The following is a 19,251-nucleotide window of genomic DNA, read 5'->3' on the forward strand; positions in this document are numbered from 1 at the left end:
CGGTAGCCGGTCTGTCAGTTCAGCGGCGAGAAGTCGAGCGGTATCCACATTTCCGACGTCGTCTCTTTGATGTGTTCCGGGCCGCCCAGTGGCGGCCACATGCCGTCGGCGACGAGTCCGGCGCGTATGGCGAGCCGCTTATCCATGGAAGCGAACGGCCAAATCTGGATGATCCGATCGGGACCGTCGACCGCGTACATCACCACGACGATGGGGTCGACTTTGTGGCGGCCGGGCAACACCTGACGCCACGTCGATCGACGGCGGTAGGCCGCCGGGTGTCAGGTGGTAATCCCGGGTTTCGTAGACCGCACCGTAGTGGCCGGGTCGAACCGCAGGCATGAACGGGAACGGCGCGTAGGTGGTCATCGACAGATCCGTCAGATGCGGCCTCGCGCCGAAGGCCCGCCCACTTCGGCGGGCTCGATCTCGTTCCACGGCCACCTCTGCGGTGTCGACGAACGCGCGCAACACATGCGCTCGGCCCAGCACACCGTGCTCGCTGCGCCATGCGCCCAGCAGAGATCCAGCACCATCCGCCGACTCGACCCACGGCCTGATTCCGGCAATCGCCTTCTCGGTGTCCGGCAGCCGGAACGACAGCGTCGCCAACTCGTACCGAACCGCCTGATCGCCCGGCGACACGTCGTCGCCGGTGATCTCGGGTGCCGTGTCGTAGCTCGTGTTCATCCGTCCACCTCTCCAGCCCGCGCAAGAGCGTCGAGCGTCGTGTCCAGTGCAGTGGCCAGGGCCTGCGTGCTGCCGGTGACCCGGCTCAGCAGCAGGCCGCCCTGCACCGCGGACAGCAGTGTCACGCTCCAGGATGCGGCCTCGACGTCGTCTCCGAGCACGCCGCACTCCACCAACCGGTCGAGGGCGTCGCCGATGCCGTGTTGCCAGCGCTCGAAACCGTCACCGCCGGCGCGACGAGCCCAGTCCTCACCGGCGAGTTCGGTCGTCAGCACTCCCAGTGGGCAGCCGAATCCCCCCGCGGCACCGTTGACGACGTGATCGCGCCATCGGCGCAATCCGGCGAAGTCCTCGACCGACGCGAGTACAGCGATCTGGGAGGCGACGATCTCCTCCGCCCAACGGTCGAGCACCGCTTTGGTCAGTGCGTCCTTGTCGGTGAAGTAGTGGTAGATCTGCGACGAACTCACACCGGCGTCGGCGCGCAGGGCAGGCATCGCCGTACCGGCAACACCCTTGCGGTACATGATCTCGGCTGCGGCACCCACGATGCGATCGCGGGTCGCTCGACCCTTCGCCGTCGAGACTCCGTCGGTAGGCATGACTTGACCTCTCCCGATCGATTGGATTTGACGATCCAATCCTAGCGCGCGCAAAATGGATTCAGAAATCCAAAATCGAAGGAATGTCGACATGTTCACGATCACCGGGGCGATGGGCAACGTCGGAACCGAAGTGCTCGACGACAGTCCCGGAGCGCGGGAACGGCGGGCACGATGCGCCGACGACCGACTACACCAGGAATGGCGTAGTGCGGTCAGGGCGCTGCAGATGAGCGGGCCTTCTTCGCTGTCCTATCGACGGGTGGACGCGGGAGGGCATCTCGACGAACACGGGCGGGCCGAGGCCACATCGTCGAACCCCGTTCTCATTCAGTCGAGCATTCGCGCGGTGAGCGGTGGCCTACTGGGCAAGGGGAAGCGCGTCTAACCCCAATGTCGTGATCGGTTGGGGCTTCGCGCTGCAGCATGAAACGGTCTAATGGACAGTAGGTTAACAACTGGGGTTAGCCGCGTGCGTCCCGCCGAGAATGGGTCGGAATGTCACGTTTGGGCGTAATGGCAGCGTGTTGATCTCGCACTGATGACTTATGGTTAATTCTGACCAGTTGGTTTCTCGACTTGGATGGTGGCCCATGGAATTGAGCTACGGGTCAACTGTGCCCCGGCAGCTTGTGCACCGGCAGTATGTCGGCGAGGTCTTCCTCACCGACTACCGACTGAGCGATGTTGCAGCAGATCAGATCGCAGTACAACTACCGGTTTCGCATCGCGTCTTCCGGCCATTGGATCAGTGGCACGACCCACTCATTGTGGCTGAATCCTTCCGGCAGGCCGTGATTCTGCTGTGCCACACCAAATATGCCGTTATGCCGCACTCAAAGTTCTTGATGGAACAGTTCGGATTCGAAATCGTCGGCGAGTTGGATATCAACTCAGAGCCCATACCACTTGTTTTCGAGATGACACCCAACCAGGTTGATGCGATAGACGGGACAGTGTCGCGCGTCGACATTTCTGGTGTACTGCGCGAAGGTCCGCGGGTCCTCGCCCACTGCAACGCGATAGCACGGTGCGTCAGTCCGGAGTCATACCAACGAATTCGGGCTGGTCGAGACAGCTACGTTGCACATTTCCGTGCCAGTCCACCAGGCAGCATGGTTATTCCAGCACCATCTGTCGGACGCACAGAAGAGCAAGATGTGCTCGTCGCGGTCAACCCCCCGACGGGGGACCTGTACTGCGCACCGGATCCGAGGAACTACGCACTGTTCGACCACCCGCTCGACCACATACCTGGCATGGTGATCTTCGGCGCAGCAATTCAAGCCTTGCGTTACCGCACCAACAATCCGTCTCTGCAGCTAACTTGCCTGGCAGCGGCATTCCCAACATTCACCGAGTGGAACGAAACCTGCGGCGTAAGCATCTCGTTCGCACAGGCCGGCAGTGAGTGTGGACGGTCGTACATAACATTTACACAGTCTGAACGCACCACATCGGAACTCGAAATCATTACCACAGTTGTACCGTAATGTCCGCGGCACTCCACTGCGAAATGGGATTCGAGAGATCACCGCGGGTTGGTCCAGGCCCGCGGAGGCAGTCTCGCCAGACGCATCATGTGCGCAAGTTTCGGCTTGTTCACGATGGTGGGAAGCACCAACTCCCACATCTGCTGCAGCCGAATGTAGAGATCGGCGCGGCCGGTCAAGATCTCGGACAAAATCTGGACGCCGGTGAAAGATCCTACGACAAAGGTCGCCAGCGCATCGATATCGGTTTCCTTGACAAGGTCGCCGTCTACTGCAGCTTGGGTCGCAACCTGGCGGATCGCTTCGATCCAATCACGATATGGCTGTTCGATCGGCCCCTGGATGCTGCCGATCTCCATTGTCAGCCGCATGCCTCCCCGCGTAATAGGTTCCGTGATGAGCTGTCTTGCCATCTCCTTACTCATCAACACCAGCGACTCGATTGCAGAATCGCTATGGTCAGAGACGACTCGGGCGCCTTCCATTGCAATGTCATGCTGCGCCGCGATCACCGCATGCGCGAGGTCTTCCTTCGACCTAAAGTGGAAGTACATTGCGCCTTTTGTGACACTGCAGTACTGGAGGATGGTGTTCAAGCTCGCGGCGTACCCGAACTTCTCGAAGCTTTTCGCTGCTCCCAAAATCACTGCATGTCGAGTGAGCTCAGCACGCTCCTGCATCAGGCACATACCTTTCCATTTGTGTTTCCGCATTCCGAAAGCGGTTCGATCTCACAAGAAACTGACGGGGGTCCTTCGTGTCGAGAACCCGTATGACAACGCTGGTCCTTGGAGCCAACGGATTTATCGGATCTGCCGTAACCAGGCAATTGACATTATTTGATCGTAACCGGGTAATTGGTTTTGTTCGACATAACCCGTCCGATCGACGGATCGATGGAGTCCGGTACGTAGTCGGTGACACCTCAGACTTGCCTACTTTACATGCAGCAATGTCGGAGGTGGACAGCGTCATCTGCTGTATATCCTACGTTGGCGGCGACGAGCAGCGCTGTACAGAGGTGAATGACGTAGGAATTCGTAACGTTGCTTCCGTTGCGTCCGATGTCGGCGTCGAGCGCCTGTTCTATGTCAGCACAGCGTCCGTGTACGGAACCGGGCCGTTCCGCGACCTGCCTGTCGACGGGGCACCTCTGAAGCCGCACTCGCCTGCCAGCCGCAGTCGGGTAGCGGGAGAGCGTCATATCTTGAACGCCGGGGGCCTTGTTGTCCGCCCTCACCTGGTTTACGGGCCAGGGGACCGATGGTTTATTCCAGGGCTGAGAACGATTATCAGCAAGATTGATGCGATTATCGACGAGGGCTCCAGCCTGCTGTCAACGATCCATGTCGAAAGACTTGCGTGCGAAATAGCTGCCCTGTCTGACAGGCTCGAAACTACGTCCAGCGGCGTGGTGCATCTCAACGAACCGAAGCCACGGTCGGTTCTCGAAATAGTGACCCACGAGTATAGGCAAACGGGGTGGCCAGTGCCGAGACGGTCGATCGACCGCTCAACAGCGCTGGTGCGTGCACAGCAGCTGGGTCTGAACCGGCGGCAGATCGACATGATCAGTCTCGACCACTGGTTCAGAAATAGCTGAAGTACTGACTCAATCCAGTTCAAATCATCTGAGCTTTTGGATTTCGTCAGAGTAAGGAGTTCACTGTGCACGGCGACTGCACAGGTGCCACGACAACCTCGAATATTTCGACGGCCAAGTTCCTTCTGTAGGACCAGGACGGCGGAGCCTCCTGACACCGTTGTGAGGAAACAGCTTTGTTGGTACCTATTGCGGCAATCAGCGTCACGCGAATGGGAAACCCTCGACGGTCATCACCACCCGCCGAGATCGCCGAACAGGCAACCCGCGGCATTCAGCGGCAGGTGCTTCTATGCAGGTGGTCGACTAGTGTGCGAGCAACGATTCAGTCATCATCGGTCCGTTGCGTGAGAAACGTGGGCAGGCCGCCCCATCAGGTGCGTAGGTAGGCCACCACAGCCATCACGCGACGGCTCACACCGGAGGAGTTCGCTATCCCGAGCTTCTCGAATACTGCATTCGTATGCTTCTCCACAGAGCTCACCGAGATGTGCAGATCGGCTGATATTCGTGCGTTGGTAAGACCTTGCGCCATCAACTCGAGCACATCGCGCTCGCGCGGAGTGAGTCCTTCGAGGGGATTCGATCGGGTCGTGCGCGACAACAGCTGCCGTACAACCTCGGGATCGAAGGCAGTCCCGCCGTCGGCAACTCTGGTCAAAGCGTCCAGGAATTCGTCGACCTGGGCGACGCGGTCCTTGAGCAGATACCCGACTTTACCTCCGGATCCGCTGATCAACTCTGCCGCATAGCGGTTCTCGACGTATTGCGAGAGAACGAGTACCGCCACCTCCGGCCACCGACCGCGAATGGTCAGTGCCGCCCGCAATCCGTCGTCGCTGTGATCGGGAGGCATGCGGACGTCGGTGACGACGATGTCCGGACGATCCTGTTCCACTGCCAAAAGGAGCGCGTCGGCGTCACCCACCGACGCGATCACGTTGTGACCTTCGTCGATTAGAAGGCGCACCAGACCCTCACGCAGCAACGCTGAGTCTTCGGCGACGATTACCCGCACGGGACGCTCGCCGTCACAACCGTTGGACCGCCGACCGGACTGTGCACGGTCAAAGTGCCGTCCATGGCAGCGACACGACGGGACAGTCCGGACAAGCCGGTGCCGGACGGGTCGGCACCGCCGGGCCCGTCGTCGGTGATGGTCGCCAGTACGCGGTCGAACTTCTGGTGAGTGACGGTGACCTCCAACAGTTCTGGGCATGCGTGCTTGGCTGCATTGGTCACCGCCTCCGAAATGACGAAATAGACGGCAGTTTCCACAGCGGGACGTAACCTTTCCGTCAGTTCGTAGGTGAGTCGGACGGGGATGCTCGCCCGTTCGGCCATCGTCTCGATCGCCGTGTGGAGACCGGCCTGATCGAGTGCGATCGGGTACACCCGGTTGGCGACCTCGCGCAGCTCGCTGATCGCTTCTTGGGATGCGACGTGGGCTTGGGTAAGTAGTTCGTGCACCTTGTCGGGTTTCTCGGCGCGACGTGCGCGGCCGATGAGCATTCCCAGGGCAACCAGTTGCTGTTGGACACCGTCGTGCAGGTCCCGCTCGATGCGGCGACGTTCGTTATCGATGGCGTCGACAACGTGATCGCGGCTGCTCGTCAGCTCGGCAACCCGTTGCTGCAGCAACCGGTCGGACTGCCGTCCGAGCACGTGGATGACGAACCAGCGGTCCAGCGATCCCACCCCGGCCACGCCGACAACCGCAATGAAGATCAGCAGGATTCCGGGCAGCGACGCTACCGCTACGAGTCGACCATCGACCCGGTCGGAGCTCTCGATCAAGCCCCAGCTGCCGTTCAGGATCCACGCCGAAACCATCGAGCCGGCCACGACGAGACACAGGGTCAGGAAGAGGACCACGCCTGTTCCGAGTAGCCCGATCATCCACCGCCCGCCGAGATACCAGCGACAGCGGCGAGGGGTCAACACATCCGTATAGAGCCGACCGTGGAGGCGGGTAATCCGCTTGAGCTCGAGCCCGGTCAACGTCAATGCGGCGTCATCGACTGCGCTCCTGACCGGCACTCCCGGCCGGCCGAGGATGCGCGCCAGCGCGAGAGCGAGTACCGCTACGACGGTGAACAGGAGGTCCGCGATCGCAGTGAGGCTACCGAGCAGAACCCCGGCCAGTGCCTTCAGCCATCGCCGAAGAAGAGAGCTGATCGAAGTTCGATCTGCCAGGTCGGGTGGATATACGACATGGTTTATCAGCACTCGAGCAGCCTAGCCGAGCACTCGGCCCCTGATATTGCGGTAAACCGCAGTGTTTTCGCGGGGGAAGTCCCCCCATGTTCGACGGTTTTCCTCGATGTCGCTCATTTGGAATGTTCCTAGGGTTTTAAGTGACCTTCCTGACGAGCGACGTCACCGACGAAATAGGGGAATGACAATGTCCGACTTACTGATTTCTGCAGCTGCCGAAACCGAGAAGCTCGACGGGCTGGCCGGATGGGCGGTCGGCGTCATGGACGCGCTCGGCGGTCCAGGCGCAGCCGTCGTTGTCGGTGCCGACAACCTGTTCCCGCCGATCCCCAGCGAACTCGTTCTGCCCCTTGCCGGCTTCTCGGCAAGTCAGGGAGTCTTCTCCTTCGGTGCCGCCCTCTTCTGGACGACGCTCGGCTCGGTCCTGGGCGCAATCATCGTCTACGCGGTCGGCGCGCTCATCGGACGCGAGCGCACGCGCGCCTTGGTGGTACGCATCCCACTCATCAAGGCCACCGACTTCGACCGAACGGAGGCCTGGTTCGCCAAGCACGGCTCCAAGGCAGTATTTCTCGGCCGTATGGTCCCGCTCTTTCGCAGCTTCATATCCCTGCCCGCCGGAATCGAGCGAATGGGAATGGTGAAATTTCTCGTACTCACCACGCTCGGCAGCCTGATCTGGAACACCATATTCGTCACCGCAGGATACCAACTCGGTGAGAACTGGCACCTGGTCGACGGATATGCCGAAATCCTGCAGAAAATCGTCATCGTGACGGTCGCCATTGCCTTCTTTGTATTCGTGGCACTGCGGTTGCGGTCCCGCAGCCAGGCCGGCAAGAGCGATCATGCAGGACACCGAGCAGTGTGACACTGGATCGGCCGGGAAATAGGACGGCAGAGCGAGGCGCGAATCCTCGCTCTGCCGTCCTCGCCCTGTGCGCGGCAAGTACGTTGTCACCTCGAGTGGACCCGTCGACCCTCCCTTCGGCGATGTGTCACACGACGATTGGCTTCGGCGATGTGTCACACGACGATTGGTACGGCGCAACCGACTGGGCCCTGCGCCCGGTCGTGCCCGCCTCCGCATTTCGGAACGATTGTCTTCTAACAGAAGCACTAGATATCCACTTCTGTCGGAGTGAGTCGAAGGCCTGGTCGTGAGCCTCCGGTCATCCCACCTGCGATGCGCTGATCTGCGATGACAGGGCCGATGGCTTGCTTCAGCGGGTGGAAGGCAACACGTTCGCGTCTGATTCCGGCACCTTGACGATCACAAAAGCTTCCATAGATCCTCTCATCGGAAGCATCGTGGCCGTCGAATTCGTGTCAACGACGGTGACAGCGCTACCTAATCCGGAAGAAGGGTAGTCAATTCGTCGATGGACGCATTCACTGATTCCAAGGCCGGTCCGACCATGGGGGTCGGCACCAAGGTGCCGCGTTGGACCCAACCGGGGCTAGCGGCACAGGAGGGATTCGGCGCGATCACGGCGTCGACCTCAATGACGACTCGCACCCGGATCGAGGACTTGGCGTGCCGATGTGGGGTGGGCCTTCCTGAGGTGCTTCGTGCGGTCGCCCTCGTCGTGATCCGGTCGGTGACGGGGGATCCGGACCTTGTGGTCGGCGTGCCGGGTGGGTCGCTGAGGGTTGGGGTGGTCGGCAGCTGGGCCGAGGTCGTTTCGGTCACCGCCGAATCCGCTATCGGGCCCGTGCTGGACGCGGAGATCTTGCTCGACGATCGCGTTGATCAGATGGATCACAATGCCTCCAGTGCTGTGCTCGTCATCAGCCCTCGGATTACCGCAGCAGAGGTCACATGGGTGGTCCGACACCGTCGCGACACCATCGACTCGGCGTACGCCGCTCGGTTGGGCGGGTACCTCGTCCAGGCGCTCGAGTGCGCATGTGCGGACGGTGATGCATTACATGATTCACGCAGTCTCCTCAGTGAGCCGGAGGTGCTCCAACACGTCCACGGACTTGCAGGTGCGTGGGAGCCGATCGGCGAGACGATGTTTCCCGACCTGTTCGCGCAACGCGTGCACGAGCACCCTGACCGGACGGCAGTGAGCCACGGGACGCGCACTTGGAGCTACCGCGAACTCGACGAACACTCCCGCCTCGTCGCCGCCGAACTAGGCAAGCTGCCGCCCGAGGGCGTAGTCGGCGTGGTGCTCGAACGCGGCCTTGACTGGGCGGCGGCGACGCTTGCGGTGCTGCGGGCTGGTGGCGTCTATCTGCCTATCCGTCCGGAGTTCCCCACCGAGCGAATCCGCGCCCAGCTGGCGAAGGCACGCGCGACAGCGGTTATTGCCGCATCCGCTGATAGCGGCAATCTTGACCTCGCGCTGGCGTCGTTGCAGGACCCGCCACGGGTGGTGTTGGTCGACCGCCCCGTCGTTAGCAGTACGACCGGGTTCGAACCCACCCCGAGGGTCTCCCCGGACCAGCTCGCATACGTGTATTTCACCTCGGGCTCGACTGGGTCTCCCAAGGGAGCAATGTGTGAGCACGGCACGATGCTGAACCACCTGTGGGCCAAGGTCGACGACCTTGGACTCGGTCCGGGTGTTGCAGTGGCGCAGACTGCGTCCCAAAGCTTCGACATCTCGCTGTGGCAGTTGATAGGTCCGTTGCTGACCGGTGGCGAGGTCCGCATCGTCGACACTCACCTCCTGCTCGACGTGTCGGAGTTCCTTGACGAGCTTGCTGAGCACAGGATCCAGGTCATACAGCTGGTGCCCAGCTACTTCGAAGTTTTTCTAGGCGAGCTCGAGCGCCGCCCCCGCGACCTCGGTCGGCTGCGGATGCTCTCCATCACCGGCGAGGCTCTACGGATGGATCTGGTCCGCCGGTGGTTCGCGATCCATCCCGGGGTGACATTGGTGAACGCCTACGGTGCCACAGAGGTAGGCGACGACACTATGCATGAGGTGCTTACCGGTGTACCGGCTCGGGACTTCGTCTGCGTCGGGCGTTCGCTTCGAAACGTGCACACTTACGTGGTTGACGAGGGGCTCCGGTTGGTACCGCTGGGTAGCCCGGGTGAGATCGTCTTCTCCGGCGTGTCCGTTGGTCGCGGCTACCTCAACGACGAGACACGTTCTCGCGCTGCGTTCGTCGATGACCCTCACCGTCCCGGCAACCGGCTCTATCGCACAGGCGACTTCGGCCGTTGGCTGCCCGAGGGGCGCATCGAGTATCTCGGACGCCGCGATGAGCAGGTCAAGATGCGCGGGTTCCGCGTGGAGATCGGCGAGGTGGAGTCGAAGCTGATGGTGCTGCCGGGAGTTGTCGATGGTGCCGTCGTGGTGGTCGGGGACGGTGAGAACCGTTCGCTCGTCGGCTTCTACACCGGTCCCGAAGAGCTGAGCGAAAACGTCGTTCGTCAGGGGCTCGCCGCAACCCTGCCTGACTACATGGTCCCAAGCACTTGTCACAGGCTAGACGCGTTGCCGCTCTCGGAGAACGGAAAGGTAGATCGACAGACGCTGCGAAGACTGGTGGCCACCCTGCAGAGCGCAGGCGTCGGTTACGCCGCGCTGCGTACATCGACCGAGCGACTGCTCGCCACCGCTTGGGCGGAGGTACTCAACCTCCCCGTTGATCGAATCGGTGCCGACGACCGCTTTTACCAACTCGGAGGTACCTCTCTAGCCGCAGTTCGGCTGATCGTCCGGCTGGATCGGCGACTTTCATTGCGCGATATCGCAGAGGACCCGACGTTGCGCGAGCTCGCCGACGTGCTTGACGACGACGGCGAGGGTCGCCACCGCGAGGACACAAAGCTGCTCCATCGGCTCGGGACAACCAGGGGTGGCGAAATCACGCTGGTGTGCTTTCCCTACGCAGGCGGAAACGCTGTCAATTTTCAAGCTCTGGCCGAGTACCTCGACGGCCACGACATCACGGTATTCGGGGTCGAGCTGCCCGGCCATGACCTAGGTCATCCTGGAGAGAAATTCGCCGACGTAGGCGAAGTCGCAACGGCTCTCGGTGCCGAGATCGCGGCCCACTGCCCCGGTCCGATCGCATTCTGGGGGCAGGGCACAGGCTCGGCGTACGCATTCGAGACGGCCCGCCTGTTGGAGGCGGACGGTGTTCCGGTGTCGGCGGTATTTCTCGGAGCGGCACGGCTCGACGAGAGCATCTTGCGTGCGGACATAGCTGAAGTCTCAAGCCGGTCCAACCTGGAAATCACTACGTCGTTGCGGGACAACAGCTCTTACGTCGAACTCGATGATCTCAAACATGAGCGTGCGGAACTCGTCGGCTCCGCGTATCGCCACGATGTGGTCTGCGCCGGTTCATACCTGCTCGAGATGGTCGCGGCCTCTTCGGCGTATCGAATAGAGGCTGTTCTGCACATCATCGACGCCGCCGACGATCCGCAGGGCGGGCGCAGCGCGCGCACCAACTGGACGGCGTTGGCATCGCGCGTCGAGCAGCACACTGTCGACAGGGGCGGGCCACACTTCGTTCGCACGGTCCCGGACGCGGTCGCCCACTACGTTGCAACTGTGCTGACGGCAGCCGCCACCGCGGGCTCGGTCGCCTGATGAGCGGGATCGGCGCTGACGTCGCAGCCCTCACCGGTCGAATTTCGACAGGCCCCGACGACATGCTTCTCACCGAGGTCCTTTTACCTCAACTGCGATTCGAGGCTGCGAACCTGACGCCGAGCTACGTCCGCGCAGAGCGCGTCCTGCTGCTGGAGTACCACCGGATGCAGCTTCTGTCCGCAGACGACGTCGTCGTTCTGAACCGAGCGCTTGATGGGGTCGACGAGGCGGCGGTACTTGCGACTGCAGGGTCCGCGATGACCGACACTGTGTTTGCCGTGGAGCGGATTGTTACCGCCGCTGTGCAGGACAGTGGGTCCACCGTCCCGGCGATGTGGCACGTCGACCGAAGTAGAAACGACCTACAGGCCACCGCTCAGCTGATGTACGGGCGAGGCCGTATCCTCGATCTCGTCGATGAGCTGTTGGCTTTGGTTCGGGCCGTGCATCGCTTCGCCCAGCGTGAGTCCGGAGTATTCATTCCCGGCTACACACATTCGCAACCGGCGCAGGTGATGACAGCAGATTTCTATGCCACTGCGCTCGGCGAGACTCTCCTGCACACCTTGGATCGCCTGAAGGCGACGTTCGCAGCCGTCGAGGACTGCCCTCTCGGGGCCGGCGCGATGACCGGCGGTGACTTGATTTGGGACCGCGACGGGATGGCGGCACTGCTTGGCTTTTCTCACGGCAGAGGGAACGCGCTGCGGGCCGTAGCGACCCGCGATTGGGCATTGGAGACAACAGCGGAATTGGCGCTACTCGGCGTCCCCCTCAGCAGGTTCGTCACCGACCTGATGACGTGGGCAGGTGGTGGTCATGGATTCCTCGACCTACCCGATGCCTGGAGCGGTATCTCTTCGGCGATGCCGCAGAAGAAGAACTTTCCCGTGCTGGAGCGTATTCGCGCCCGCACCGCGCACCTGACCAGCGCTTTCCTCGACGTCGCCACAGCACAGCGGAGCACTCCATTCTCCAACACGATCGAGGTTTCGAAAGAAGCCGGCGCAGGAGTACCCGCCGCTTTCGACACTGCCGGATCCGTTCTGCGCCTGCTGCGGGAGGTGCTCGATGTCATGACGCTGCGGCGCGACCAGCTGCGCGTGGCCTGCGAGACAGATCACCTGGGGGCGTTCCGGCTGGCCAACGCTCTGTGTATGAATGTGGGTATTCCGTGGCGCGATGCTCAGGTGTTGGCCGGACGTTACGTGGTGGCGGCCCTCGCATCCGGCCTCGGCCCCTCCACATGCGACGGGTCCCTGCTCGGGCAACTTCTCTCCGAGGCAGGCTCAGCCGTGCCTGGGCCCGACCCGGTACAGGCTGCTCAAAAACTTCTCGACGAGGCGTTCGACATCGAAAAGGCGGTGGCCGACAAAAAGACCTCAGGGTCGACGGCCCGGGACGCTGTCGCGGCCATGTGCGACGCGCAGGCCGCCGCCCTGAACGTCGCCGAGCGTGAATGGGCGGCCCGGCGCGCCTGGATTTCGGACGGCGACGCCGAGCTCAGCCGCAGGCTTGCTGCGGTGGCCATCGACAGTGGAGGACCCGGATGAGCAGATTGCCCTGCCTGGCCACCGCACCCTCCGGCGGAGGCGGATTCGTGGGGGGTACAGGGGTGAGCACCGCGTTCGGTACGTTCGGCGAGCTTCTACAGGGTGTGCTCCCCGAGCGTGAGGGTGACTTCTTGGTGACCTTTCCTATCGCCCGATGGAGCGTGGTGACTTTCCGCGCAGCGGCAGAATCCGAAGCGGAATCAGTAGTGGTTCGCCCCATTCACAAGCGCAAGTCCCAGCAACTCGCAGCGATGATCCTGGAAGACGCAGGAGTCCCGGTCGGCGGACTACTCACCGTCCAAAGCGGAATCGCCGAGGGCAAGGGCCTTGCAAGCTCGTCAGCGGATCTTGTCGCGACGGCACGTGCCGTCGCCAACGCCATCGGCATCGATATGCCGCCAGCACGGATCGAGTCACTTCTCGCTCGCATCGAGCCCACCGACGGTGTCCTCTACAACGGCATAGTCGCGTTTTACCACCGTCGAGTGCAGCTGCACTCGATCCTCGGAAGTCTCCCGCCGATTACCGTTGTCGGGATCGACGAGGGCGGAACCGTCGACACAGTCGCGTTCAACCGGATCCCGAAACCATTCACCGCAGCGGACCGACACGTCTACGCCGAGCTGTTGGAGCGGATGACCGGCGCGGTACGATATCGCGACCTCACCGCAATCGGGGAAGTCGCTACGGCAAGCGCGGTGATGAACCAGGCGCTGCGTCCGAAATGGACCCTCGACGCGATGGTGGCGATCTGCGCCGAGGTCGGCGGACTCGGCGTCATCAATGCCCACAGCGGCACGACCCTGGGAATCCTGTTCGACGGCAATGATCCGCGTCACCGCACCAAAGTCTCTGCCGCGGCTCGGCTCTGCCACGAACTCACCGACCAGGTCGACGTATATCACTCATTGACACTCTCGACCTGACCCCCCAGAAAGAAGAGCGAAGATGCTGAGTGACAGCGTGATCGACGCAATCGGCAACACCCCATCGGTGCGGCTGCATCTACCCCAAGCTCCCGAGGTCCGGTTCTACGCCAAACTCGAAATGAGCAATCTGTTTGCCATGAAGGACCGCGTCGCCCGCAACATCATCCTGCGGGCGCGCGAGTCGGGCACGCTGGCTGAGGGTGCAACGATAGTAGAGAGTTCCTCGGGGACGATGGCACTGGGTGTGGCCCTGGTCGGTAGATCACTCGGACACCCGGTACACATCGTCACCGACCCCCGCATCGATGCAATCACCCTGTCGAAGCTGGAGGCACTTGGCTGCGTCGTGCACATCGTGTCTGCGATGGACGGGTTCGGCTGGCAAGGGGCCAGGCTGACTCAGCTGGCGAAAGTGATGAAGGACCATCCCGGATCCTTCTGGCCCCGGCAGTACGAGAATCCCGACAACCCAGCGGCCTATCGGACATTGGCCGACGAGTTGCTGTCCGATATCGGCACGATCGACATCGTGATTGGTTCGGTGGGTAGCGGAGGTTCTCTGTGTGGCACCACCCGAGCGCTTCGCGAGAGGCTGCCGCAACTGCGCAGTGTTGGCGTCGACTGCGTGGGGAGCGTGCTGTTCGGGCAACCGGACATGCCTAAGCGTTTACAGAGTGGGCTCGGAAACAGCATGCACCCCTTGAATCTGGATCACTCGGTGATTGATGAGGTGCACTGGCTCAACGACCGTGAGGCCTACGCTGCCACGCGTGATCTCGCCCGGGAGCATCAGCTTTTCGCCGGAAACACCTCTGGCTCGGTCTACCGCGTGGCGTCGGCCGTCGCCGCGACGGCACCGCCGGGAACCACAATTGTGGGCATCTTCCCCGATCGTGGGGATCGCTACGCAAGCACGGTGCACAGCAACAGTCACTGGGAGGAGAAGCGCGTTGCCGCGCTGCCGTTGCGTGGTCGCCCTCGACTCGTGCTGCCCGATGCCGTCGTAGATGCGTGGGCATACTCTCTACCTCGAGCACAGGAGATCAAACCGGTCTTCGTGTTCATCGAGTCGAACACGAGCGGAAGCGGGATGGTCGCGATCGCCACCGCAGCCCGGCTCGGCTTCCGTGTGTTGTTTCTGACCGAAAACCCTGGTCGCTACCGTGGACTTGCCGAAGCGCCGTGTGAGACGGTGCAGTGCGATACCGGAGATCAGGACGCGGTGATCTCGGTCCTGGACCGAACGGTCCCGCGTGAACACCTTTCGGGAGCCGGGACGACGAGCGAGTTCTACGTCGAAACAGTGGCGCGACTCGCCACGAGCCTGGGGCTGCCTTCCGTTCCCCCGGAGGCGGTGGAGCGTTGCCGGAACAAAGCGAAGCTACGCGCGATCCTTGCCGAGCACGGCTGTGGTCAGCCCGAATACCGATGGGTGCCCGACGCCCGGTCGGCCCGCGAGGCGGCGGCCGGATGGCCCATGCCATGTGTAGTGAAGCCAGTGGATGAGACTGGCTCCACCGGAGTACGGTGCTGCACCTCGGAGACAGAGGCGGTGGCGCAGATCGAGGCCATCACCGCAGCGCCACTCAACGGGCGTGGACAGCAGAGGGCACCCGGAGCATTGCTCGAGTCGTTCGCAGACGGTCCCGAGTACAGCGTCGAAATGTTCGGTATCAATGGGGAATTGCGGCTCTTCGGGATAGTGGAAAAGACGCTTTTGGACTCCGTGAATTTCGTGGAGTCTCGACACGTGCTACCTGCCAGTGTGCCGCCGGTCCGTCAGCATGCTCTCGTCGAGGCGGTTCGGGCTGCGTTGAATGCAGTCGGGATGACGGAGGGACCGACGCACACCGAGTTGCGTTGGACGGCGGCCGGACCATCGATCATCGAGATCAATCCACGCCTGGCCGGAGGAATGATCCCGGAACTGGTAGCTCTCGCAAGCGGCGTCGACCTGCTCGAGCAGCAAATTCGATACCTCGGCGGGCTACCGGTGTGCTCGCCACCTCCGCCGAACCGGTATTCCGGTATCCAGTTCCTCACCGTGGCCGATCGCGGCATTCTGGCAGAGGTCACCGGTGTGGACGAGGCCCGAGCGATCCCCGGTGTCATGCAGGTCACTGTTAACTCGACTCCAGGGGAAAGCGTCGGTCCAGCCCATGACGCCTACGGTCGGCTGGGGTACGTGATTGCGGTGGCGGACGACCGCGGGACCCTCGACCGCGCCCTCGATGCGGCGGCGGCGGCCATCGGCCTAAAGGTGGAATCGGCGTTGGCGGAGTTCAGTTACTCGGCGATCGCGGAATCGTAAACCGTCGAATCATGGCGATCATTCTTGGAGATCGCCGAGCACGACGGCGACCTGACGCTCGCCTCGGTAGGGCGAGCGGCTGTGTGCCATCGCTACGTTGTCAACTACCAGCAGGTCACCTGTCTGCCACTTTGTCGGCATCGCGAGTGCCTCATAAACCTCGTTGATTTGCTCGACAGTCTCAGCCGTGATCGGTTTCCCATCGCCGCGCCTGGTGGTGAACGGCAGACCCCGGTCGGTACCAAATTCGGATACTAGATATTCCCGCACGGCAGGCTCCAGCGTCCACTCATTGAGGAACGCGATCTGATTGAACCAGCAGCGGCGACCGCGGTGCTCGACGACAGCTGGGCGGTGCTGCTCAGTGTGCAGCGTCCCGCCTGGTCCCCACTCCATAACAATGCCGTGGATCTCGCAATATGTCTCAACGGCAGCGCGGTCGGTCGTCCGAAACGCGTCCTCCATGGTTATGCCGATGAATCCACCGTAGTTTCGGTGCAGCTGCCAGCCACATTCTTCGAACGATTCGGACAGGCTTTGAGGAAGGGCATCGAAAACGTCCGCCGCGGCCGCGAGAGAGATATCTCCACCGCTCGTTCCCGACTGTAGGCAACCGAACACCAATGCGGTGGGAGGTTGATTTGTGTAGCTCAATTCATGGTGGCTGCACATCGGCTGGTCTGACGGCCAATGCGTGGCGGAATAAAGATTCGAGCCGAACGAATCGCGCGGCGCGAAACCTTCGTACTCAGTACTGGTCGACGCAAGGACCGCGCGAGCCGCGGAATCGACGTCGCCGGGAGAACGCAGGTCCAGGCCCCTCACCAGTACTGCACCCTGCTTGATGACCTGCTCGGATACCGCTGCGGCCAAGTGTTCAGATCCCTCGTTGACCATACCGGGCTCAACGTGCAGCACTGGGGTTTCCTGGCGCGTTTCGCGGACGTGGGCTGGGGTGTGGCTCGACATGAGCTTGTACCTCCGTGGTTCTTGACCACTTTGTTGCGGACCGATCGCTCTTATTGTCCGTCACCAGAGACGCTACATCACTATGCGACCGCACTATCTAGTGCTTATCTCATATATCGGCTAGTGCTTTCTTTATATTTCGGCTCGCCAATGTTACGGGTAAGGCGATTGCTCCTAGGCTCTGTTTTCACAGACCCGTGGCGTGCCGTGAACGGAGACAAAACTGATGGAGACATGGCTGCTGTGTCAAGATGACCTGGAACGCATACTTGAGGTCATCGGCCGCGACGAATTGATGCGTCGGATGATTGACGGACTTACGGCGGGGTTTGTCGAGTTGGGGCGCGGTGATAGACCAGAATCTCCGCCCCGCGCCGGCTTCACCCGCGACGGCGACGTGCCAGGGGTAATCGAGCTGATGCCGCACCGGGAACCGGGATCCTCGGTTACGGTCAAGACGATCTCTTACAGTCCGGCCAATGCCAAGTTGTTCGGCCTGCCGACGATCGTCGGTTCCATCGCTCGGTACGACGACGACAGCGGGCGCCTGCTGTCGCTCGCAGACGGAGTGCTGCTCACCGCCGTGCGTACCGGTGCCGCGTCGGCGGTCGCGAGCCGATTACTGGCCCAACCCGGCTCGTCACGGGTGGGCCTGGTTGGAGCAGGTGCCCAGGCCGTGACGCAGCTCCACGGGCTCTCTCAGATCTTCGACATCGACACTGTTCTGGTCCATGACGTCAATGGGGCCGCAGCTGCGAGCTTTGCCAACCGGACCGACTTCCTGGACCTGCGAGTAGAGACCGCCGGTCCGCAGCGCATTCTCGCTGAATGCGACATCATATGCACCGCCACGTCGGTATCGGTCGGTGCCGGGCCGGTGCTTCCCGATCGCGGAGATCGCTTGCCGCACCTCCACTTGAACTCTATTGGAGCGGACGAGGTGGGCAAGACCGAACTGCCACGCAGCCTTCTGGAAGAGGCCTTCGTTTGTGTCGACCATCGTGAGCAGGCCGAGCGAGAAGGCGAAAGCCAGCAGTTGCAGCCGAACCAGATCGGGCCCTCCCTTGGACATCTGAGCGCCCACCCCGCCGAGGCAGCGGCCCAACGTGACGGCCTGACAGTGTTCGATTCCACCGGTTTCGCGCTGGAGGATCACATCGCTCTTGATGTGTTCCTCGCGGCAGCCGAGGAGCTGGGGCTGGGAACCAAGGTGTCGATCGAGCACCATCCCGAGGACCTACTCAACCCCTATTCGGTGCGCGGCGCGGCTACCGCGCTACGCAGATGACTCGAATGGACTTCAGCCTGCTGTACTTCGCCAACCGCGAAGTCACCGACGCGCCGCATGAGTACGACTTGCTCCTCGCGGCAGCTGAATTTGCTGATGAACACGAATTCACCGCCCTTTGGCTGCCGGAACGGCATTTCCACCCCTTTGGGGGCGCGTATCCGAACCCAGCTTTGGCTGCAGCCGCGCTCGCCACCCGGACCAGTCGCGTCCGGTTGCGGGCCGGCAGTGTCGTGTTGCCGCTGCACGACCCGCTGACAGTGGTGGAAGACTGGGGATTCGTGGACAACCTGTCCAGGGGGCGGGTCGACCTCGCGATCGCAACGGGTTGGAATTCTCAGGATTTTGTCCTTGCCCCTGATCGGTTTCTAGACCGGCGGACGGAATTGCCGGCGATGGTGGGGGAGTTGCAGGACCTGTGGTGCGGCAAAACGGTGCGCCGACGTTGCGGCACGGGGGAAGAGGTGGAAGTCAGTACCTACCCGCGTCCGGTGCAAGAGTCATTAGAGCTGTGGCTGACCTGCAGCTCCAGTCTCGCGACGTTCGAGCTTGCAGGCGCGCTCGGTGCAAACGTGCTCACCGCACTGTTGTTCCAAAGGGTGGACGAGCTGGAGCCTAAGATCGCGGCCTATCGGAAAGCGCTTGCTGCCCATGGGCACGACCCGGTCGCACGAACTGTAACGCTGATGGTCCATACGTTTGTGGGACGGACCGATGCCGAGGTGCGCGAGATCGTGCGTGAACCGTTCCTTCAATACCTGAGGTCATCCATGGACCTATGGCGTGGACAGTGGCCGGAGCTGAACCGGGGCGTCCGAGACCAAGACCGGCTCTTGGGATTTGCGTTCGAGAGGTACTTCCGCACCTCTGCTCTGTTCGGGTCGGTCGAGACGACCGCGGCCTTCGTCGAAGAGCTCCAAGCCATCGGCGTGAACGAGGTGGCCGCGCTCATCGATTTCGGTGTGTCCGCGGAGGCCGCCCTGAGCGCACTGGTCCACCTCGACGAGCTGCGCGCACGTTTCGTCTGA

The 19,251-nt window shown here is 62.1% G+C and carries 17 protein-coding genes; 10 read left to right on the plus strand and 7 right to left on the minus strand.

Going from position 1 to position 19,251, the window contains the following annotated elements; all coding sequences use genetic code 11:
- Positions 1-14 precede the first annotated feature (14 nt).
- Genes BH93_RS27775 through BH93_RS01990 form a run of 3 tightly spaced genes read right to left on the minus strand, consistent with a single transcriptional unit; the run spans position 15 to position 1,292 of the window.
- A complete protein-coding gene (locus tag BH93_RS27775; protein WP_197914530.1) occupies positions 15-200 on the minus strand; it encodes an NIPSNAP family protein in 186 nt (61 codons plus the stop codon).
- On the minus strand, positions 139-690 hold the full coding sequence (locus tag BH93_RS01985) for a hypothetical protein (protein ID WP_197914532.1): 552 nt from the start codon (positions 688-690) through the stop codon (positions 139-141). Before BH93_RS01985 ends, BH93_RS27775 begins: the two co-directional genes overlap by 62 nt.
- Complete coding sequence (locus tag BH93_RS01990; RefSeq protein ID WP_037174799.1) at positions 687-1,292, minus strand: TetR/AcrR family transcriptional regulator; 606 nt, start codon at positions 1,290-1,292, stop codon at positions 687-689. Before BH93_RS01990 ends, BH93_RS01985 begins: the two co-directional genes overlap by 4 nt.
- Positions 1,293-1,383: 91 nt before the next feature.
- Here BH93_RS01990 and BH93_RS01995 point away from each other — a divergent pair, with 91 nt between their 5' ends.
- Together BH93_RS01995 and BH93_RS02000 are read left to right on the plus strand one after the other, a co-directional pair.
- Positions 1,384-1,680 carry a hypothetical protein gene (locus BH93_RS01995; protein ID WP_037174798.1) on the plus strand — a complete coding sequence of 99 codons (297 nt, stop codon included), beginning with the start codon at positions 1,384-1,386 and terminating at the stop codon, positions 1,678-1,680.
- A gap of 205 nt (positions 1,681-1,885) precedes the next feature.
- Positions 1,886-2,785 carry an AfsA-related hotdog domain-containing protein gene (locus tag BH93_RS02000; protein ID WP_242459097.1) on the plus strand — a complete coding sequence of 300 codons (900 nt, stop codon included), beginning with the start codon at positions 1,886-1,888 and terminating at the stop codon, positions 2,783-2,785.
- Positions 2,786-2,823: 38 nt separating this feature from the next.
- Here BH93_RS02000 and BH93_RS02005 read toward each other — a convergent pair whose 3' ends face one another.
- On the minus strand, positions 2,824-3,465 hold the full coding sequence (locus tag BH93_RS02005; protein ID WP_037175117.1) for a ScbR family autoregulator-binding transcription factor: 642 nt from the start codon (positions 3,463-3,465) through the stop codon (positions 2,824-2,826).
- A gap of 92 nt (positions 3,466-3,557) precedes the next feature.
- Between BH93_RS02005 and BH93_RS02010 the strand changes: the two genes are divergently transcribed.
- Positions 3,558-4,388 (plus strand): NAD-dependent epimerase/dehydratase family protein, encoded by an 831-nt coding sequence (locus BH93_RS02010; protein WP_037174797.1) that lies wholly within the window; start codon positions 3,558-3,560, stop codon positions 4,386-4,388.
- A 373-nt stretch (positions 4,389-4,761) separates the two neighbouring features.
- Here the strand turns inward: BH93_RS02010 and BH93_RS02015 are convergent, their stop codons facing one another.
- Positions 4,762-5,406 carry a response regulator gene (locus tag BH93_RS02015; protein WP_037174795.1) on the minus strand — a complete coding sequence of 215 codons (645 nt, stop codon included), beginning with the start codon at positions 5,404-5,406 and terminating at the stop codon, positions 4,762-4,764.
- The gene (locus BH93_RS02020; protein WP_037174794.1) at positions 5,397-6,617 is read right to left on the minus strand and encodes a sensor histidine kinase; all 1,221 of its coding nucleotides are present in this window, start codon (positions 6,615-6,617) and stop codon (positions 5,397-5,399) included. The genes BH93_RS02015 and BH93_RS02020 overlap by 10 nt, the downstream gene beginning before the upstream one ends.
- 175 nt (positions 6,618-6,792) lie before the next feature.
- Between BH93_RS02020 and BH93_RS02025 the strand changes: the two genes are divergently transcribed.
- The 5 genes from BH93_RS02025 to BH93_RS02045 all read left to right on the plus strand — a co-directional run bounded on the left by BH93_RS02025 (position 6,793) and on the right by BH93_RS02045 (position 15,966).
- Complete coding sequence (locus tag BH93_RS02025; RefSeq protein ID WP_037174793.1) at positions 6,793-7,476, plus strand: DedA family protein; 684 nt, start codon at positions 6,793-6,795, stop codon at positions 7,474-7,476.
- A 511-nt stretch (positions 7,477-7,987) separates the two neighbouring features.
- Positions 7,988-11,170: a non-ribosomal peptide synthetase gene (locus BH93_RS02030; RefSeq protein ID WP_052065250.1), complete on the plus strand. Its 3,183-nt coding sequence runs from the start codon at positions 7,988-7,990 to the stop codon at positions 11,168-11,170.
- Positions 11,170-12,726, plus strand: a complete 1,557-nt coding sequence (locus BH93_RS02035; protein WP_037174791.1) for an argininosuccinate lyase — start codon at positions 11,170-11,172, stop codon at positions 12,724-12,726. Before BH93_RS02030 ends, BH93_RS02035 begins: the two co-directional genes overlap by 1 nt.
- Entirely contained in the window at positions 12,723-13,652 is a 930-nt protein-coding gene (locus BH93_RS02040; protein ID WP_052065249.1) for a GHMP family kinase ATP-binding protein, read from the plus strand. Before BH93_RS02035 ends, BH93_RS02040 begins: the two co-directional genes overlap by 4 nt.
- A 22-nt stretch (positions 13,653-13,674) precedes the next feature.
- Positions 13,675-15,966 carry a pyridoxal-phosphate dependent enzyme gene (locus tag BH93_RS02045; RefSeq protein ID WP_052065248.1) on the plus strand — a complete coding sequence of 764 codons (2,292 nt, stop codon included), beginning with the start codon at positions 13,675-13,677 and terminating at the stop codon, positions 15,964-15,966.
- Positions 15,967-15,984: 18 nt separating this feature from the next.
- Here BH93_RS02045 and BH93_RS02050 read toward each other — a convergent pair whose 3' ends face one another.
- Positions 15,985-16,935, minus strand: coding sequence for a TauD/TfdA family dioxygenase (locus tag BH93_RS02050; protein ID WP_037174790.1), 951 nt, complete (start codon positions 16,933-16,935; stop codon positions 15,985-15,987).
- 304 nt (positions 16,936-17,239) lie between these two features.
- Here BH93_RS02050 and BH93_RS02055 point away from each other — a divergent pair, with 304 nt between their 5' ends.
- Both BH93_RS02055 and BH93_RS02060 read left to right on the plus strand, forming a co-directional pair.
- Positions 17,240-18,223 (plus strand): ornithine cyclodeaminase family protein, encoded by a 984-nt coding sequence (locus BH93_RS02055; RefSeq protein WP_197914534.1) that lies wholly within the window; start codon positions 17,240-17,242, stop codon positions 18,221-18,223.
- Between the two features lie 5 nt (positions 18,224-18,228).
- A complete protein-coding gene (locus tag BH93_RS02060; RefSeq protein WP_037175112.1) occupies positions 18,229-19,251 on the plus strand; it encodes a MupA/Atu3671 family FMN-dependent luciferase-like monooxygenase in 1,023 nt (340 codons plus the stop codon).

This window comes from Rhodococcoides fascians A25f (assembly GCF_000760935.2).
Lineage (GTDB): Bacteria > Actinomycetota > Actinomycetes > Mycobacteriales > Mycobacteriaceae > Rhodococcoides.

What these genes read in the sequence shown, in the direction of transcription:
- BH93_RS27775 (WP_197914530.1), bottom strand. Translation starts at nt 200, where the DNA reads ATGTACGCGGTCGACGGTCCCGATCGGATCATCCAGATTTGGCCGTTC.
- BH93_RS01985 (WP_197914532.1), bottom strand. Translation starts at nt 690, where the DNA reads ATGAACACGAGCTACGACACGGCACCCGAGATCACCGGCGACGACGTG.
- BH93_RS01990 (WP_037174799.1), bottom strand. Translation starts at nt 1,292, where the DNA reads ATGCCTACCGACGGAGTCTCGACGGCGAAGGGTCGAGCGACCCGCGAT.
- BH93_RS01995 (WP_037174798.1), top strand. Translation starts at nt 1,384, where the DNA reads ATGTTCACGATCACCGGGGCGATGGGCAACGTCGGAACCGAAGTGCTC.
- BH93_RS02000 (WP_242459097.1), top strand. Translation starts at nt 1,886, where the DNA reads ATGGAATTGAGCTACGGGTCAACTGTGCCCCGGCAGCTTGTGCACCGG.
- BH93_RS02005 (WP_037175117.1), bottom strand. Translation starts at nt 3,465, where the DNA reads ATGCAGGAGCGTGCTGAGCTCACTCGACATGCAGTGATTTTGGGAGCA.
- BH93_RS02010 (WP_037174797.1), top strand. Translation starts at nt 3,558, where the DNA reads ATGACAACGCTGGTCCTTGGAGCCAACGGATTTATCGGATCTGCCGTA.
- BH93_RS02025 (WP_037174793.1), top strand. Translation starts at nt 6,793, where the DNA reads ATGTCCGACTTACTGATTTCTGCAGCTGCCGAAACCGAGAAGCTCGAC.
- BH93_RS02030 (WP_052065250.1), top strand. Translation starts at nt 7,988, where the DNA reads ATGGACGCATTCACTGATTCCAAGGCCGGTCCGACCATGGGGGTCGGC.
- BH93_RS02035 (WP_037174791.1), top strand. Translation starts at nt 11,170, where the DNA reads ATGAGCGGGATCGGCGCTGACGTCGCAGCCCTCACCGGTCGAATTTCG.
- BH93_RS02040 (WP_052065249.1), top strand. Translation starts at nt 12,723, where the DNA reads ATGAGCAGATTGCCCTGCCTGGCCACCGCACCCTCCGGCGGAGGCGGA.
- BH93_RS02045 (WP_052065248.1), top strand. Translation starts at nt 13,675, where the DNA reads ATGCTGAGTGACAGCGTGATCGACGCAATCGGCAACACCCCATCGGTG.
- BH93_RS02050 (WP_037174790.1), bottom strand. Translation starts at nt 16,935, where the DNA reads ATGTCGAGCCACACCCCAGCCCACGTCCGCGAAACGCGCCAGGAAACC.
- BH93_RS02055 (WP_197914534.1), top strand. Translation starts at nt 17,240, where the DNA reads ATGATTGACGGACTTACGGCGGGGTTTGTCGAGTTGGGGCGCGGTGAT.
- BH93_RS02060 (WP_037175112.1), top strand. Translation starts at nt 18,229, where the DNA reads ATGGACTTCAGCCTGCTGTACTTCGCCAACCGCGAAGTCACCGACGCG.